The 16,591-nt window shown below is 50.3% G+C and carries 13 protein-coding genes; all 13 read left to right on the top strand.

Going from position 1 to position 16,591, the window contains the following annotated elements; translation table 11 throughout:
* Positions 1 to 32 precede the first annotated feature (32 nt).
* The 13 genes from MKX63_RS07035 to MKX63_RS07095 all read left to right on the top strand — a co-directional run bounded on the left by MKX63_RS07035 (position 33) and on the right by MKX63_RS07095 (position 16,550).
* A complete protein-coding gene (locus MKX63_RS07035; RefSeq protein ID WP_341016162.1) occupies positions 33 to 770 on the top strand; it encodes a M23 family metallopeptidase in 738 nt (245 codons plus the stop codon).
* A 307-nt stretch (positions 771 to 1,077) separates the two neighbouring features.
* Positions 1,078 to 1,365 (top strand): sporulation transcriptional regulator SpoIIID, encoded by a 288-nt coding sequence (gene spoIIID, locus MKX63_RS07040; protein ID WP_019915029.1) that lies wholly within the window; start codon positions 1,078 to 1,080, stop codon positions 1,363 to 1,365.
* Between the two features lie 127 nt (positions 1,366 to 1,492).
* The gene (gene mreB, locus MKX63_RS07045; protein WP_341016163.1) at positions 1,493 to 2,491 is read left to right on the top strand and encodes a rod shape-determining protein MreB; all 999 of its coding nucleotides are present in this window, start codon (positions 1,493 to 1,495) and stop codon (positions 2,489 to 2,491) included.
* Between the two features lie 49 nt (positions 2,492 to 2,540).
* Positions 2,541 to 3,419: a flagellar hook-basal body protein gene (locus tag MKX63_RS07050; protein ID WP_341016166.1), complete on the top strand. Its 879-nt coding sequence runs from the start codon at positions 2,541 to 2,543 to the stop codon at positions 3,417 to 3,419.
* Positions 3,420 to 3,488: 69 nt separating this feature from the next.
* The gene (locus tag MKX63_RS07055) at positions 3,489 to 4,310 is read left to right on the top strand and encodes a flagellar hook-basal body protein (RefSeq protein WP_341016169.1); all 822 of its coding nucleotides are present in this window, start codon (positions 3,489 to 3,491) and stop codon (positions 4,308 to 4,310) included.
* A 9-nt stretch (positions 4,311 to 4,319) separates the two neighbouring features.
* The gene (locus tag MKX63_RS07060; RefSeq protein WP_341016172.1) at positions 4,320 to 4,559 is read left to right on the top strand and encodes a DNA-directed RNA polymerase subunit beta; all 240 of its coding nucleotides are present in this window, start codon (positions 4,320 to 4,322) and stop codon (positions 4,557 to 4,559) included.
* Between the two features lie 304 nt (positions 4,560 to 4,863).
* Positions 4,864 to 5,286: a 3-hydroxyacyl-ACP dehydratase FabZ gene (gene fabZ / locus MKX63_RS07065; protein ID WP_036699258.1), complete on the top strand. Its 423-nt coding sequence runs from the start codon at positions 4,864 to 4,866 to the stop codon at positions 5,284 to 5,286.
* A gap of 47 nt (positions 5,287 to 5,333) precedes the next feature.
* On the top strand, positions 5,334 to 7,052 hold the full coding sequence (locus MKX63_RS07070) for a phospho-sugar mutase (protein WP_341016174.1): 1,719 nt from the start codon (positions 5,334 to 5,336) through the stop codon (positions 7,050 to 7,052).
* Positions 7,053 to 7,199: 147 nt separating this feature from the next.
* Positions 7,200 to 9,239: a DUF5693 family protein gene (locus MKX63_RS07075; protein WP_341016176.1), complete on the top strand. Its 2,040-nt coding sequence runs from the start codon at positions 7,200 to 7,202 to the stop codon at positions 9,237 to 9,239.
* Positions 9,212 to 10,378, top strand: a complete 1,167-nt coding sequence (csaB, locus tag MKX63_RS07080; protein WP_341016179.1) for a polysaccharide pyruvyl transferase CsaB — start codon at positions 9,212 to 9,214, stop codon at positions 10,376 to 10,378. The genes MKX63_RS07075 and csaB overlap by 28 nt, the downstream gene beginning before the upstream one ends.
* A gap of 70 nt (positions 10,379 to 10,448) precedes the next feature.
* Positions 10,449 to 11,144, top strand: a complete 696-nt coding sequence (locus tag MKX63_RS07085; RefSeq protein WP_341016182.1) for a WecB/TagA/CpsF family glycosyltransferase — start codon at positions 10,449 to 10,451, stop codon at positions 11,142 to 11,144.
* A 113-nt stretch (positions 11,145 to 11,257) separates the two neighbouring features.
* Entirely contained in the window at positions 11,258 to 12,385 is a 1,128-nt protein-coding gene (locus MKX63_RS07090) for a glycosyltransferase family 4 protein (protein WP_341016184.1), read from the top strand.
* Between the two features lie 229 nt (positions 12,386 to 12,614).
* The gene (locus tag MKX63_RS07095) at positions 12,615 to 16,550 is read left to right on the top strand and encodes an S-layer homology domain-containing protein (protein ID WP_341016187.1); all 3,936 of its coding nucleotides are present in this window, start codon (positions 12,615 to 12,617) and stop codon (positions 16,548 to 16,550) included.
* Positions 16,551 to 16,591 lie beyond the last annotated feature (41 nt).

The following is a 16,591-nucleotide window of genomic DNA, read 5'->3' on the forward strand; positions in this document are numbered from 1 at the left end:
CCGGTAACACTGGTTACTGAGGTGATAACCATATGAATGAACAAGACAAAATCAAATCAACCCATGATGAATCTCTCAAAAACAATCAGGGAGATTCAGGCGCCAAGCCTTCTTCATGGAGCAGACTGTTATCCAAACGCTGGGTATTCCCGGCAGTCTACACGGCGGCAGCGGCACTTATACTAACCTTGGTGTGGGTCTATCAGGATGCCGGCCAGAAGCCGCTGAATCCTGATAACGCCGCGGTAGTATCCCAAGGTGAGGCCGGCAGCAAAACCGGAGCCGCAAACGGTGATCCCGAAGCCCTGGAAGTTGTCGCATCAGCCGAAAGCCTGGCCTGGCCGGTAGCCAGCCCGAGTGAAGTGGAAGTGGTCAAACCGTACTATGATGAGAACGGCACGGAAGAGAATCACATTGCGGCGATGGTGCAGTACAATAATACCTTTGTCACCAATACCGGAATTGATATTGCCCGTGAGGATAACAAGACGTTTGATGTGAAGGCGGCGCTCAGCGGTGAAGTTACCAGAGTGGAAGATGTTGCTGTACTGGGGAAGGTCATTGAGATTACCTCACCCGGCGATTTGAAGACGGTCTATCAGAGTCTGGGTGAAACCAAAGTGAAGCAGGGCGACGAAGTGAAGCAAGGCGATACGCTGGCGACAGCGGGACGCAATGAGATGGAAAAGGGTCTTGGCAACCATGTGCACTTTGAGGTGCATGAGGACGGTAAGATTGTGAATCCTTCGGATCTGCTTCCACAGCGCTAAGCCGAATGAATAACAGGGGGCGGAAGCCTCCTGTTTTTTTTAAAGAGAATTTATATGTTTTGGGGTCCCCGCAAAGTACCTGAGTTATCATCTACGCTGAAGCCCCACTTTGTGGGGTTATTTTGCTTCTCCCCGAAATGGACAGTCCGGCAGGTTCTATTCTGGAAATGGGCAGTGAAATGCAGTGAATTGGGTTGTCCGACAAATAAAATGAGCCTTCCTAAGCTTGTCATGTCCTGAAAGCGCGAATATATAGGCCCGCCCCTCATATAATGTACCAAACTATTCACAGTTGGGAGGCGGGAGCGTGCACGATTACATCAAGGAACGTACCATTAAAATCGGACGCTGCATCGTGGAAACCAGGCACACGGTCCGGACCATAGCCAAGGAATTTGGCGTTTCAAAAAGCACGGTGCACAAAGATTTAACCGAACGGCTGCCGGAAATCAATCCGGATCTGGCTGATCAGGTGAAGCACATTCTCGAATATCACAAGTCCATCCGTCATCTTCGGGGGGGAGAAGCCACAAAAATTAAATATAAGAAAACCACAGGGAAGAAGCGCGAGGTTGCCGTAGCCTCAAAGCCATAAGATTTTCGGATTTTCACGCGATAATTCAGGTTTGGTCCATTGTACTCACCCCCTAAAGTATGGTATTTTTAAATTTGGTACAATCTTCTTTTCTCATTTAAAATAACACTTTGGGGGCTCTTTCATTATGCTTAGCAAGGATATCGGAATCGATCTCGGCACAGCCAACGTGCTCATTCATGTCAAGGGAAGGGGAGTCGTTCTGGATGAACCTTCCGTGGTCACACTTGAAAGTGATACGAAGCGGGTCCTTGCGGTTGGTGAACAGGCACGCCGGATGGTCGGGCGGACACCTGGAAATATAACGACGATTCGTCCGCTCCGTGACGGTGTAATCGCCGACTTTGCCATTACGGAAATGATGCTCAAATACTTTATTGACAGCGTTGGCGGCCGGACCTGGTATTCGCGGCCCCGTATTTTGATTTGTGCTCCCACCAATATTACATCTGTGGAAACGAAGTCCATCCGTGAGGCGGCAGAGCGCAGCGGGGCCAAAGAGGTTTTCATGGAGGAAGAGCCCAAAGCTGCAGCCATAGGCGCAGGAATGGACATTTATCAGCCTAGCGGAAATATGGTCGTCGATATTGGCGGCGGAACGACGGATGTAGCCGTATTGTCCATGGGCGACGTCGTTACCGCCTCTTCCATTAAGATTGCGGGGGACAAGTTCGACGATGCCATTTTAAAATATATCAAACAGAAATATAAGCTCCTGATCGGTGAACGTACAGCGGAGGATATCAAAGTGACCATCGGCTCGGTACGTCCGGGCGGCATGAAGTCAGAGATGGATATCCGCGGGCGTGATATGGTGAGCGGACTTCCCCAGACCCTTACTATTTCATCCGGTGAGGTGAAGGAAGCGCTGTGGGACCCGGTTTCTTCGATTGTGGCTGCGGCCAAGTCGGTGCTGGAGCGTACACCGCCAGAGCTGTCGGCAGATATTATTGACCGTGGAGTTGTGCTGACCGGCGGAGGCGCCCTGCTTAACGGACTGGACGAGCTGCTCTCTGAACAGCTGCATGTTCCGGTGTGGGTGGCTGAAGATCCGATGCACTGCGTAGTCAAGGGCACGGGAATTATGCTGGACCATTTGGACAAGGTGGTTAAGAAAAAGTTCTAGCCTGCCGATAATAAGGGAGAACAGCAGATTCCAGGAAGGGACTGACCTCATGCTCAGAGGATTATATACAGCCGCAGCAGGAATGGTGACGCAGCAGCGCAGACATGATACGGCGACGCAGAACTTGGTCAATTTAAATACTACGGGGTACAAGCAGGTCGACAGTGTCAGCCACGCATTTCCCGAGGTGCTGATCACCGCGATGAACAGGGGCGTAACTCAGCCTGTCGGACGTATCAATACCGGGGTTTTTGCCGAGCAGTCCGTCTCCCAATACCTGCAGGGCGACCTCATTGAGAGCGGCAAGAGCATGGATTTTGCGCTGTCTACCGATCTGCAGGTCCCAGACCCGGAGAATCCGGGCGTAAATCTTGTTTTTGACGGCTCGGGTAAATCTATCAGTGCAGATGGCGAGGTTACTTACCGGCCCCAGGCGTTCTTTACGGTTCAAGACAATGAAGGCAATAATTTATATACACGTAACGGAAGCTTTACAGTTGCTCCTACAGGGGAAGTGCTTAGCTCAGGTGGATTCAGAGTGCTGGGCAGTGACGGCAATCCGCTGCGATTGACAGGGCCCCAGGATAACCTTAAAGTGGACGGGCAGGGCAATCTGATTAACAATGCTACCGGGCAGCCTTCAGGTACCCGGATCGGAATCAGCGTCATCACAAGACCGCAGGAGCTGGTGCGTGACGGTAATGGTGTCTTCCATGCTGATGATGCCGAGGCTGCAGACATCCGCTTTTCCAATGGAACTGATAATCTGCAGGTACGGCAGGGCTACCTTGAGAACTCTAATGTCGATGCCACTCAGGTCACTGTGGATATGAATGCCGCTTACCGCGCGTATGAAGCGAATCAGAAAGTGATCCAATTCTATGACAGCAGTCTGCAGAAGGCTGTGAATGAGGTCGGCCGGGTATAGGCTGTACGGATCATTTTATTGAGAGTGTAAGCCTGTTTCTTCTTATTAAGCTTGTAGGAGGTTAGACCTGTGAACAACTCGACAATCGGTGCCGCTGTCTCAATGGCCAGTCTGCAGCAGCGGCTGGATATTATAGCGGATAACATTGCCAATATGAATACCAACGGTTATAAGAGCAAGCAAGGCTCGTTCGAGGATGTGCTTACCCGTGTACAGCAGCAATCCAAGGATTATAATCAGCCTGGACGCAGTATGCCGCTGGGCTTCAATATCGGCTTTGGGGTGCGTGTGCCTACAGTGTCAAGTAATTGGGAGGAAGGCACGCTCCAGGAGACCGGGAAGCCTACGGACTTGGCGCTTCAAGGCAACGGATTATTCGGCGTTCAGGTGAACGGTGAAACGGCATATACCCGTCAGGGCGCTTTCCACTTTACCCCGGATACCGCCAATAAGGACAAGATGATTCTTGTGGACAATACCGGCAATCCTGTGCTGGGTGCTAACGGCACCCCGATCAGCGTAGGGGCTAATGTAAGTGCCGCTATTGATGAGCGCGGGCAGGTGTGGACCAAGACGGATGAGACACAGCCACCTGTTCTGGCAGGCAGCTTAATGATTGTTGAGCCGCTCAGCAAGAATGCTTTGCAAGCTGTAGATGGTAATTTCTATGTATTGGCTGAAGGCGTGACAACGCAGCAGGCATTCGTGCAAAGAGCAGCGGGCGAAGCGAAGGATGTAGGCGTTCGCTCAGGCTATCTGGAATCCTCTAACGTGGATCTGAGCCGGGAAATGACGGAGATGATGCAGATTCAGCGTACGTATCAGCTTGCTGCCCGGGCGCTGTCCTCCAGTGACCAGATGCTGGGCCTGGCTAATAACATGCGCGCGTGAGGTGAAGGAATGAGTCGTGAGAAGGTTAAGACTGCACAGAATGCAGAAGACGAACAACAGCGGCCGGTGAAGCGGCGCAGGATTAGAGCCTGGACCATCATTCAGTGGTTCCTGATTCCATTGCTGCTGGTGGCCGCACTTGGAGGCGGGCTGGTCGTAGGGTATGTGATTCTCGGCAAAAAGGAACTGGGCGATGTGCTCCTGTGGAGTACCTGGAAGCATGTATATGATCTGGTGTTCGCACCTTGAAACGTTATGGTATACCGATATTTAAGGCTCCCTTGTTGTGCAGGGGAGTTTTCTTTTTTATACTGGAAAATGTATAATGATGGCGTGCCCTAAGAGCGCCAAAAAGGGCTCTCTCCGCCATGCTGCCGCGTGCGGTGGAGAAAGCCCCTTATCTTAACCTCCACTGCTGCAGGTGGTGAAGGATAATTATAGTTTTTGCCGAAGCTGTCCATATTTATGCAGAGACGGCGGAGAATAAACAAAAGTGCTGCTGTAGGCGGAGGTTCATAAGACGCGGTTACAACCGAAGGGAGCTTTAATAATTATGATGGATACCAATCAAATTCAAGAAATAATCCCCCACCGGCCCCCATTTCTGCTGGTGGACAAAATTACAGAAATAGAAATGGGCAAACGTGCAGTCGGTATCAAGAATGTAACGGTAAACGAGCCGTTTTTCGCCGGACACTTCCCTGGCTTCCCGGTAATGCCGGGTGTGCTGATTACGGAAGCCTTGGCTCAGGTAGGTGCTGTGGCTATTCTTGGAGTGGAAGCTAACCGGGGCAAAATCGGTTTTCTGGCCGGGCTTGACGGCTTCCGCTTCCGCGGACAGGTTGTCCCTGGCGATACCCTTGTGCTTGAGGTAGAGATTACCCGGCTGAAAGGCAGCATCGGCAAAGGACAAGCCACTGCCAAGGTGGACGGCAAAACGGTAGCGTCCGGCGAGATTATGTTCGCACTCAGCTAGTTCCTGTTATAAACTTATTTATTATAGATGGAGAAGGAGAGATTGACATGACTGGATTAAGCCCGAAGGCGCAGGAGACCCTGACACGCTGGCTGCAGGACCCTTCTGTCGACGAGAACACCAAAGAAGAGCTGAAGGCTCTTGCCGGTGAACCGAAGGAACTGGAAGAACGATTCTATAGAGATCTTGAATTTGGTACAGGCGGCTTGCGCGGAGTCATCGGAGCTGGAAGTAACCGGATGAACCGTTATACAGTAGGCCGGGCTACTCAGGGCTTCGCCGATTACATTCTGGGACAACATACTGGAGAAGGCAGACCCTCGGTGGTTATTGCCCACGATTCCCGGCGATTCTCGCCCGAATTCACGCTGGAGGCTGCACTTGTACTCGCCGGCAACGGAATTGAGACCCACTTGTTCCCGTCCCTGCGCTCCACGCCGCAGCTGTCCTTCGCCGTCCGTCATTTGAAGGCGTCTGGAGGCATTGTAATCACTGCCAGCCACAATCCGCCTGAATATAACGGATACAAGGTCTACAATGCCCAGGGCGGACAGCTGGTGCCGCATGAAGCAGAGAAGGTTATTGCTAACATTTTGAATGTCGACTCCTTCAATGGGGTAAAGCGCATATCTCAGGAGGCTGCAGAGAGCGAAGGCCTGCTGCACTGGCTGGGAGCCGAAGAGGACGAGGCGTTTACGGATACGGTTGCTGCGGTAAGTGTCAGCCGTGAAGAGATTGCCTCTTCGCTGGGCCGTAATTTCTCCATTGTCTATACGCCGCTGCACGGGACAGGCAATCTTCCGGTCCGCCGTGTCCTGGAGAAGATCGGCTTCACTCAGGTCCATGTGGTTCCTGAGCAGGAACAGCCGGATTCCGAATTCTCTACTGTGAAATCTCCGAATCCGGAGGAACGTGAAGCCTTCACCCTGGCGATGAAGCTGGGCGAGGAGCTGAACGCGGATCTGCTGATCGGTACAGACCCGGATGCTGACCGTATGGGCGCTGTGGTTCGTGACAACGAAGGCAAATTTGTAGTGCTGTCCGGGAATCAGTCCGGTGCGCTCATGATTCATTATTACCTGAGCCGTTTACAGGAACAAGGGAAGCTGCCGGCTAACGGCGCTGTAGTCAAGACTATTGTAACCAGTGAGATGGGTGCTGCTGTAGCCAGCCATTATGGTGCTACGGTGTTCAACACACTGACCGGATTCAAATATATCGGGGAGAAGATGAACCAGTTCGAGCAGTCCGGCGAGTATACGTATCTGTTCGGATATGAAGAAAGCTACGGTTATCTGGCCGGCAACTATGCCCGTGACAAGGATGCAGTCCTTGCTGCGATGCTGATCGCTGAAGCGGGTGCCTATTACAAGGCCCAGGGCAAGACCCTGTACGATGTGCTGCAAGAGCTGTATGCACAGTTCGGATACTTCCTGGAGAGCCTGGAGTCCCGCACGCTGAAGGGCAAGGATGGAGTGGCTCAGATTCAGGGGATTATGAATGACTGGCGGACCAGCCCTCCGCACGAGATCGCCGGTGCTTCCGTGACGCAGGTGCTGGACTATTCCCTGGGGCTTGATGGTCTGCCTAAGGAGAACGTGCTGAAATATCTGCTGTCGGACGGCTCATGGTTCTGCCTGCGCCCTTCCGGCACGGAACCGAAGATCAAAGTGTATTTTGCCGTGGTGGGTGAATCCCTGGACAACGCCAAGCACAAGGTTGCGGAATTGACCAGTCAGGTTATGGCACGGGTTGACGGGAAATAATAAGCAATAGATAACTTCCCTGCGGAAACGGAGCTGCTCCAGATGGACAGACCTCCGTTTCCGCTTAAATTTGCCGCTGGCAAGAGGGTTGGGCCGGCAGCTGTGACGTAAGGCAATCAGGTTTAAAGTGAAAGAGGAGGTACTTTGGTGCAGCAGAAATGGCAACGCTGGAATATAGCATCACGCAAGTGGTTATGGATCATTATGGTGATAGGGCTTATAGGTGCGCTTCCGGTCGTATACGACCGTCTACAGACAGAGAAGTCTTCCAAATCGGTTGAGTTTGTCTTTGATTACCGGGATCTGGTTGAGGTTGCGAGCTACCGGCAGAATCCGCAGGATTATATCAATGAACAGCTGGACCGGCTGAAGACAGCCGGTGTTCAGAGTATGGCTATCTATGAAAATACATTGGAGGATTTCCGCAAGGCGCGCCGTCTGATGATCTGGGGAGCGTCTGATATCGCCAATCTTACTGATACTGTGATTCCGGAGAATGAGAACTATACATATGTCCTCTTTACCAGTGCGAAGAACAGTGAAATGCTCTCACCGGTTATCCGCGATGCCTTCAGCAGACTGGACATCCGGACGGAAGAATGGAACTACCGCGGCCAGCAGGGGCTGATCATCCAGACGCCGCTGGAGGATGCAACGCTTAAGCCGCTGCAGCCGGACCCGATTACACTGGAAATGCTGCATGAGAAGGGCTTCAGCATTGTGCCCCGGCTTGTAGACTCGCTGGCATACAATCAGGATGCCGTGAAGAAGCTGCTGGACCGTTACGCTGAGCTTGGCGTCAAGCGGATTCTTTTTGAAGGAGAGTCGGTTAAGGGGTACTCCGATGATGCGGATACGGGCAGTCTAACCGCCTTCGCTGACCTCCTGAAGCAACACGGGATGGGAATAGCGGCAATCGAGAATATTAAGGTTCAACAGAAGGGCTTCTCCAAGCTGGCTTATATGCTGGATTACAACGTGACTCGCCTGTATTCCCTCAGCGAGGCAGATTCCAGCCTGAAGACTGAGGTGATTGCTGACCGGTTCGCACTGGGCACAAAAGACCGTAATATCCGCATGATCTATCTGAATACGATTCCCTCCAGAGATACCAAGAAGGCTGCCATCACAGATACGATGGATAACCTGATTGAGAGTCTCAGCGGACCTGAGGGCGCGGTGGCCAAGATTGAGGCGAACGGCTTCAACATTGGACAGGCTACAGCATTTGATGTGAGTGATTCGTCCTTCCAGCGTTATTTCAAGCTGATTGCGGTAATCGGAGCGGTGGCTATGGTTGCCCTGCTGTTCTCCTACTTCATTCCTTGGCTTACTCTGCCTGTATGGGTGCTTGGACTGGTTGGAAGTGCGGGACTGCTGATTCTGAAGCCGACATTATTTGAACAGGCGCTTGCGCTTGCTGTAGCTATAAGTGCACCTACCCTAGCTATCGTGCTGGCTATCCGCAAAATTAATGAGATGGGTCCGCCTTTACGCGCCAATCCGTTAACCTTTGCCGTGATGAGCCCGCGCCGCCGTCTGACGCATAGTCTCGTTCTGTATGTCAAAACTGCATTAATTACATTCAGTGCGGTGCCTTTCGTCATTGCGCTGCTGAATAATATTACCTATGCCCTGGTACTGGAACAGTTCCGCGGGGTAAGTCTGCTGCATTTGGCACCGATCGGGCTTACCGCAATCTATGTGCTTTTGTACCGTGGCGAATTTGCCTTTAACAAAACCGGTAAGCTGCTGCGGACGCCGATTACACTCGCTATGGTTATTGCCGCAGGTGTACTGGGTATCGTGGGAATGTATTATTTAAGCCGGACCGGGAATGCCGGAAGCGTAAGCGCACCGGAGAAGCTCCTTCGTACCTTCCTTGAGAATACCGTAGGGGTTAGACCCCGTAACAAGGAATTCCTGCTGGCGCATCCGCTCTTCATCCTCGGCGCATTCTTGGCCTATAAATACCGGAGTGCAGCCTTCATCATGATTATTGCAGTCATTGGGCAGTTGTCTATGGTGGATACCTTTGCCCATATTCATTCGCCTGTGCTGATCTCGCTGGTCCGCGGACTTCTAGGTCTTGGACTCGGCCTGATTATCGGTATTATCGCTGTTGGGGTATGGCAGATTGCGGAAGGATGTTGGAAACGATGGTCACCTCTGCTCAAAAAATTGTAATTTCAGGCTTTTACGGCTTCCACAACAGTGGAGACGAAGCCGTTCTGCAGTCGATTCTGAATGCTGTGCGCAAGCAGTCCCAAGCCGCCGGAGTAACGCTTGCGCCTGTGGTCTTATCCATTGATCCGGAGTGGACGGCTGCTACGTACGGGGTGGAGTCAGTACACCGGATGAAGCTGGGAGAGGTGCGGAGAGCCATATCGGAAAGTGCAGGTCTGATCAGCGGCGGCGGCAGCCTGCTTCAGGATGTTACAAGCAGTAAGACCATTCCGTATTACCTGGGTATTATTAAGCTGGCCCAGTGGATGGGGAAGCCGACATTTATCTATTCCCAGGGGATCGGACCGGTGAACCGCAAGCTGTTTCATCCGCTGATCAAATCGATTTTCCGGAAATGCGCTTATATCTCGGTGCGGGATGAACAGTCCCGCCTGTTGCTTCAGTCTATGGGGCTTAGCATTGATGAGATAGACGTTGTACCCGACCCGGTTATGGGGCTGGAGCTGCCTAAGAATATGCAGCCAGAACAGCATTCAGAAGCAGATAAGGCAGTTGGAACATCCAACTCCGGCATGCAAGGTTCGCCCGCTACTGTAGGTGTCTCCGTGCGCTTCTGGGAGCAGTCCCGCAAGGAGCTGGATGCCCTGGCTGAAGGTCTGCTGAGGGCTTCTGCGGTGCAGCCGCTAGACGTTCGCTTTCTTCCCTTCCATCATCCTGCTGATAATGAGGCTTCCCGCTACGTGATGCAGAAGCTGGGCGGGGGGATTGAAAACAACGGTGGGACGGTAAATATCCGTGAGGATACGCTCCATCCCTTGCGGATGCTGCGCGAGGTAGTTCAGTGTCAGGCACTTATAGGCATGCGGCTGCACAGCCTGATCTATGCTGCGGGACAGCGTGTTCCGCTGATGGGCGTCTCTTATGATCCGAAGATTGATCATTTTCTGGAGCGGGTGGATTGTCAGCCGGTGGGGAAGACGGATACACTGGAGGCAGACAAGGTGGCTGCCGGGCTACTGGAGCTGCTGAACTCGGGGGAGAACTGGAAGCAGGAGCGGGAGCCGCTGATTGCCGCGCTCACCCAAGAGGCAGAGGCTCCGGCCCGGCGAATTGCCCAATATTTCGGCCATAAAGGATGAGTGACAAGTGAAAGCAGATAGCGCAATACCGACAGTGCCCATTTTTGGCATACGAGTATCCAAGGCGGATATGAAAACAACCGTTTCCTATTTAACGGAGGCGGTTCATAAGCGTGAGCCTCATCAGGTAATTACTGCCAATCCAATCATGGTTATGGCGGCACTGGAGAATCCGTCTTATATGGAGATTATGAAATCAGCAGAGCTGGTCGTCCCCGACGGGACTGGAGTGGTATGGGCAGCGGAATACTGTCATGAGCCTGTAGCTGAGCGTGTAGCCGGTTTTGATCTTTTACATGAATTATTGCACCAGGGCGAAAGCTATAACTGGAGAGTATATTTGCTCGGTTCTACCCCTGAGGTGATTCGCGAGACGGCTTCCCGGTTACAAACAAGATATCCCGGTATTGTTATCGCAGGATATCATGACGGGTATTTTGGTCCGGCAGAGGACGAACAGATTGTGGGCGGAATCCTTGAAGCGAAGCCTGACTTGCTCTTTGTTGCCAGAGGAGCGGACAGCCAGGAGCCATGGATCGCCAAATACAAGTCCCGGCTGCAGATCCCGGTAATGATGGGGGTTGGCGGGAGCTTTGATGTGATCTCCGGCAAGAGCCGCCGTGCCCCTGTTGCCTTTCAGAAATTAAGGGCAGAATGGTTATATCGGCTGCTCAAGGAACCTACACGTTACAAAAGAATGCTTGCGCTGCCGAAATTCGCAGTAAAAGTGGTACGAGAGAAAGATAAAGTAACAAAAGATCAGTAAATTGAGGAAATTTACCGAAAAAATCCGTGGTATCGCCTAAAAACAGTATTGGAATTTGTTTTTGGTTCAGCGTATAATTCAATGCGGTAGAGAAATGGAGGTCGACTTTTCACATGTTAATTATATACATCGCCGGATTCATTGTGTGCATGGGGCTTGCACTGCTTTTGACGCCGTTCGTGAAGAAATTCGCTATTAAGATCGGTGCGACAGATGTGCCAAATGCCCGTAAAGTGCATACGAAGATCATGCCCCGCCTCGGCGGACTCGGCATATTTCTGGCGTTTGTGTTAGGCCTGCTTGCCGTATTACCGATTATTCCTTATGACTTCACTCCCCGGGAGGCTAATTTCATTAAGGCGCTGCTATGCGGCGGCGGTCTGATTGTGTTGATCGGCGGTCTGGATGACCGTTTCGAGCTGTCAGCCAAAGTGAAGCTGCTGGGCCAAATTGCCGCTGCCTGCATCGTGGTTTTCGGGTTTGGCATCACGGTTGATTTCGTAAATATTCCTTTTCATAATAGCTATTCTTCCTTAGAGAGCTGGATTGCCATCCCTCTGACGATCTTCTGGATAGTCGGTGTCACGAACGCCGTGAACCTGATCGACGGACTGGACGGGCTTGCAGCAGGCGTATCCGGTATCGCAATTGCAACGATTGCCGTCATGGCCTTCCTGATGGGGAACACCATGGTTGCCCTGCTCTGTCTGCTGCTTCTGGGCAGCATTCTGGGATTCCTGTTCTTCAACTTCCATCCCGCCAAAATCTTCATGGGCGATACAGGCTCGCTGTTCCTGGGCTTCTGCCTGGCGCTGCTCGCACTGCTAGGCTTCAAACAGATTGCGGTAGTCTCATTCATCACACCACTCCTGATCATCGGAGTTCCGTTATCGGATACATTCTTCGCCATCGTCCGGCGCAAGCTGCAGAAGAAGCCAATCTTCGCTCCGGATAAAGGCCATCTCCATCACTGTCTGCGCGAACTTGGCTTTAGCCACCGCCAGACGGTACTTATTATCTACGGCATTGCCGCATTCTTCGGCATCCTGGCGGTCATCCAGACCTCAGCTTCGCTTTACGAAGCCAACTGGGTTACCTTTGTAGTCATCTGTGTCATGCTCTTCTTCCTGCAGATCGGTGCAGAGATTACCGGGGTCATCAGTAAGACCAAGCGTCCGGTGATTGATTTGTTTTTGAGAATGCGGATGAAGGTTGGGCAAGAGCGGGGCAGCAAGCTATAAATTCTTCGGCATCTTAGCTTAACTCATCATTAGTTTCATTAAATATTAGTGCGTATCCTTTCATGAGGGTACGCCTTTTTTTGTCTTATGCTTGCAGCCGGGCAGGCTGAAGCCCTTTGCTATTGCAGATCTGGATGCCGCTTACAGAAAAGTTGTGCGTAGTCCTTCAAATTATGGGCTGCTGGACCGATAAAATAATTATCATCAACAAAAGGGAGAGGTTAATGACATGCAGCGCATGAGAAAAACATTTATCTGGACACTTCTGTTCGCTTTATTGGTATCCTTAGTCCCCCCGGGACTTATGAATATTGCGGCGGCTGCAGACAAGCCGACCAGTTACTTCACACCGGACAATCAAAAGCTGCGGAATACGGTTGATCTGACCCTGCTGCCGCCAGCTTCATCATCGTCATCTGCGCAAATTGCCAGAGGCAATGTATTGCAGGTGACAGATGCGAGTCTGACAGTAACAGGAACCTTCACCAAGGTAACCAGTTCTACACTTGGAGCCAATGTACAGTTATTGACGTGGGATCAGAAGAACGGCAAATGGCTGGAAGATCCTACACATGTTACGCCTGGAGTTGTTCAGCTGGATGTTGATAGTCCTGACAACCGCTTCAGTGCCAATTTGACCTTATATCCCGGTATGAACCGGATTACATTGACCGGATCACAGGGCAGTAATGACCGCTCAGAGGCATTTTACGTTCTGTTCGATAAGGTCCCGTATGTAGAGAAGCTTCAGGTTCTGGGAGGATCTGAGAAGCTGAATTTAAATGAAGGCGCGCAGTTGGTAGTAGCCAATAAGGAAATCACCTTGGAAGGTAAGGCCCAGAATGCTACCAAGGTTACAGTCTCTCTTAATGACGGTACGGCTTCAAGCACATCATTATTGCAGGACGGCACCTTCTTTTCCCAGCGTATGGAGCTTAAGCCTGGGGTAAATAGCCTTAAGCTGGTTGTCCAGAATGGTTCTGACACACTCAGCTTTCAATATTCAATTTTCTACTATGATGAGAAGAACCCGATAGTCGCCATGTACTTAGGAGATTCAAAGGGCCAGGGTCAGGATTTCTTATACGGAGACCAGCCAGTGATGACAGAAGACAGCGATACCGCCAATCTGTTTGTCCAGATGATGGTTCCTGATAATGCAGGAGTATCTTTTAGCGGATCGGCAGTTGTGAAGCTGGATAGTGTAGTCCCCGCTATTAAATATGGGGAAGGATTGACCCTTGGAAGTGGTGGTACTGTAGAGTTAAAAGTAGGCAATGGTGAAATTTTGGTGCCATCTCCAGTTAAGGATGCGCCGGCTTACCGGTTGGTAACTTTCCAGGTCCCTCTGACTCTAAACAAGGATAATGCAACACCCGCTAACCGCTTAGAAAAGCAAACGCACAATCTTTCAGTAGCATATGGCACCAAGACCGTTAACCGGTCTATTGATTTTCAGTATATGAAGAATAACATTGTAATTACAGATATGAAGTATTTGCAGGGATATAATGAGACTACAGATACAGTACCTGCCGGAGTAACGCTGAATGGGGCTAAGGTGGATTCTGGAGAATTCTATATCTTGGTCAAGACCAATGCTGCTGCGTCTGATAAAGTAACTACTCCTGTAAAACTGTTGGCAAGCTATCTTCCTTTGTCCACTAGGAAACTGGAACCTAAATGGATAAAATCACTATCCCTTACAGAGCACATCTTTAAAATTACGGATTTCCAGAACGGCAATCAGACTGTCCGATTCAAGATTGATGGCTCGTCATCAAACAAGGATGTGAATATTTCATTTGCTTCCAAGAGCTACATTTATGTATCCAACCTTACGGATGGCCAAACTTATGTAATAAACTCCAAAGAAAGTACAGTATTGAACGTAAAAGGACAATATATTGATTTTAATCTGGGCAGCAGCTACTTCCTGGCTGAAATGTATGTGAATGGAACGAAGAAGAAGCCCACGGGAACTGAGAAATGGCTTAACCCAAGTGATGGTACTTTTTCAGTTGATTTAGATATTGATGCAAGCAAAGGACCCATCGTATTCGGGGAGAACAAAATTGTTCTTACAGGAACAGGGGTAGATGAAAAAGGACAGGTTCGTGAGGTTCGCAAGGAACTGCGCGTCTATATTCTCGATGAGAACGTATCAACCATCAGCAAGTTCCAGCCAGCCTTAGGCACAGGGAGATCTACATTCCCGGACACTAATTTTGGACCAACGGATGTACTGCTCACGAAGTTGTTTAATTTGACACCTGATTTTATTTATAATGAAACAAAGTATACAACCAGTCTAAAAACCTACGATTTAGTGCTGCGGGGCAGCGGGGCTGTGAAGCTGAACCTGAACCTGGGTACCAAAAATATTTTGTCGCTTGATATTCCGGCAAACGCCAGTACTACAAATACAGCAAGCCCGGTGTTTGCGGATCAACGTTACACTACCAGCTTTGCCGGCAGTCAGAGGGATTTCGTAATGCGGATTCAGGATCTTACTAATGATACACCGGGAACCTACATTTATACGCTGGAACTGATTAACAGCACTGGTGCCAAAACTAGCCAGAAGCTGGAGTTAATCCGGGAGGTCAGTGCTTACCGCATTCTGTCTCCTCAGCCCTCTGTGGGGACTCAGTATGTTGTGAATAAGAACTTTGTTCATTTTGATATTGAGGCTGAGGGAGCTACAAGTGTTGTTATTGATAAAGAGCAGGCTGTTAAGCGAACGGATCTGGGACCTGGCAGATTTGCTCTGGATTATGTAGGCTTGAAGCCGGATAAGGCAAACAGCATCAAAATTCAAGTTGTCAGAGGAAGCAGTACAAGTACAGATACTATCTCGATATTCTATACGGGTACTGTGGCTGTTGATTCGCAGTATATGGCTCCTAAGGTAGCGGACAAATACAGTGTATTTAATAAGAAGCTGGAACTGAGCTTCCCGAAAGGGACTGTAATGCAAAGTACAGATACACGCAACCTGAAGAAGTTCTATCCGGATACCAAACTTCGCTTCGGCATTGCTGAACCGACAACAGGTGTGGTAGAACGCCGAAACGATTATGGCAATGTCATCGGCTTCCCGGTAAGCTTTGAGGAGAGCGGAATTCCTAACTGGACTATTCCGGATGAATTCTCACTTCGTTTCAGCTCTCCATATGAGAGCAGCAACTTTGTAAGAATATCTGATGTGTACTGGATTAGCGGAGGACTAGGCGAACAGGGGGCTGTATCGACTGCAGGCTACATTCCTGCAACGAATGGCCTGGCTCCATATTCTGTAGATGGTTTGTTCGGTGATCCGCAGACTCCGGCAGAACGCAAGATCACTCCATCCAAGCGGGGAAAACTAACACTGGCCTTCGACTCTAATGTGGTTGATGACGCAGGGACTGTTGTAACTGTATTTCAATATAATTCCAACCGTGAATGGGTGAATATTGGTGGTACTGTAGATACCAACAAGCATACGATCAGTGTTCCGTTTGATGAGTTTGGTTATTACAAGGTTATGAAGATGAGCCGCGGTTATAATGACATTACGAATCATCAATGGGCCCGGAACATTCTCAATGCCCTCTATGCCAAGGGGATCATGAATAACCTGCGCTTTGAACAGTTTGGCACAGACGATCAGACTACAAGAGGAGAGTTCGCAACCCTGCTGGTAAAAGGCTTGAATCTGCCGCTTAACTATGATGACAATAAGACTTACGCTGATTTGGTTCCAGGGGCCGGTTCAGTGACTTGGGATTATGAACATATTGAAACAGCCTCGAGAGCCGGAATTGTGACTGGACTTACCGATGGGGTATTCGGACCAGATCAACCGATTACGCGCGAGCAGGCGGCAGTGATGATTGCCAGAGCACTCAAGCTGAAGCTGCCGGTTAATGATCAGAAATTAAAGGATGCAGTAGCCAAGTCATTCCTGGATTCCGGTAAAATAGAGTCCTATGCATTAGCCGCAGTTCAGGCCGTGTCAAAGGCGAAAATAATGAACGGGGCTGAAGTCACCACCACGGGTCAAAAGAAGGCTTCTTACAACTTTAATCCCAAAGCCAATATGACAAGAGCCGAGGCTGGTAAAATTGCTGTGGAGCTTTTGAAGAAAAGCACTACAATTTTCCCTAAAACTCTGAGCTAGGCAGTAACAGTCCTATAGTAAAAACCTTATTCAGGTTAAAT

The organism is Paenibacillus sp. FSL R7-0179, assembly GCF_038002265.1.
Lineage (GTDB): Bacteria > Bacillota > Bacilli > Paenibacillales > Paenibacillaceae > Paenibacillus_AQ.

Excerpts from the sequence above, each read along its gene's own strand:
- MKX63_RS07035 (WP_341016162.1), top strand. The coding sequence starts at position 33 with ATGAATGAACAAGACAAAATCAAATCAACCCATGATGAATCTCTCAAA.
- mreB (WP_341016163.1), top strand. The coding sequence starts at position 1,493 with ATGCTTAGCAAGGATATCGGAATCGATCTCGGCACAGCCAACGTGCTC.
- MKX63_RS07050 (WP_341016166.1), top strand. The coding sequence starts at position 2,541 with ATGCTCAGAGGATTATATACAGCCGCAGCAGGAATGGTGACGCAGCAG.
- MKX63_RS07060 (WP_341016172.1), top strand. The coding sequence starts at position 4,320 with ATGAGTCGTGAGAAGGTTAAGACTGCACAGAATGCAGAAGACGAACAA.
- fabZ (WP_036699258.1), top strand. The coding sequence starts at position 4,864 with ATGATGGATACCAATCAAATTCAAGAAATAATCCCCCACCGGCCCCCA.
- MKX63_RS07070 (WP_341016174.1), top strand. The coding sequence starts at position 5,334 with ATGACTGGATTAAGCCCGAAGGCGCAGGAGACCCTGACACGCTGGCTG.
- csaB (WP_341016179.1), top strand. The coding sequence starts at position 9,212 with ATGGTCACCTCTGCTCAAAAAATTGTAATTTCAGGCTTTTACGGCTTC.
- MKX63_RS07085 (WP_341016182.1), top strand. The coding sequence starts at position 10,449 with ATGAAAACAACCGTTTCCTATTTAACGGAGGCGGTTCATAAGCGTGAG.
- MKX63_RS07090 (WP_341016184.1), top strand. The coding sequence starts at position 11,258 with ATGTTAATTATATACATCGCCGGATTCATTGTGTGCATGGGGCTTGCA.
- MKX63_RS07095 (WP_341016187.1), top strand. The coding sequence starts at position 12,615 with ATGCAGCGCATGAGAAAAACATTTATCTGGACACTTCTGTTCGCTTTA.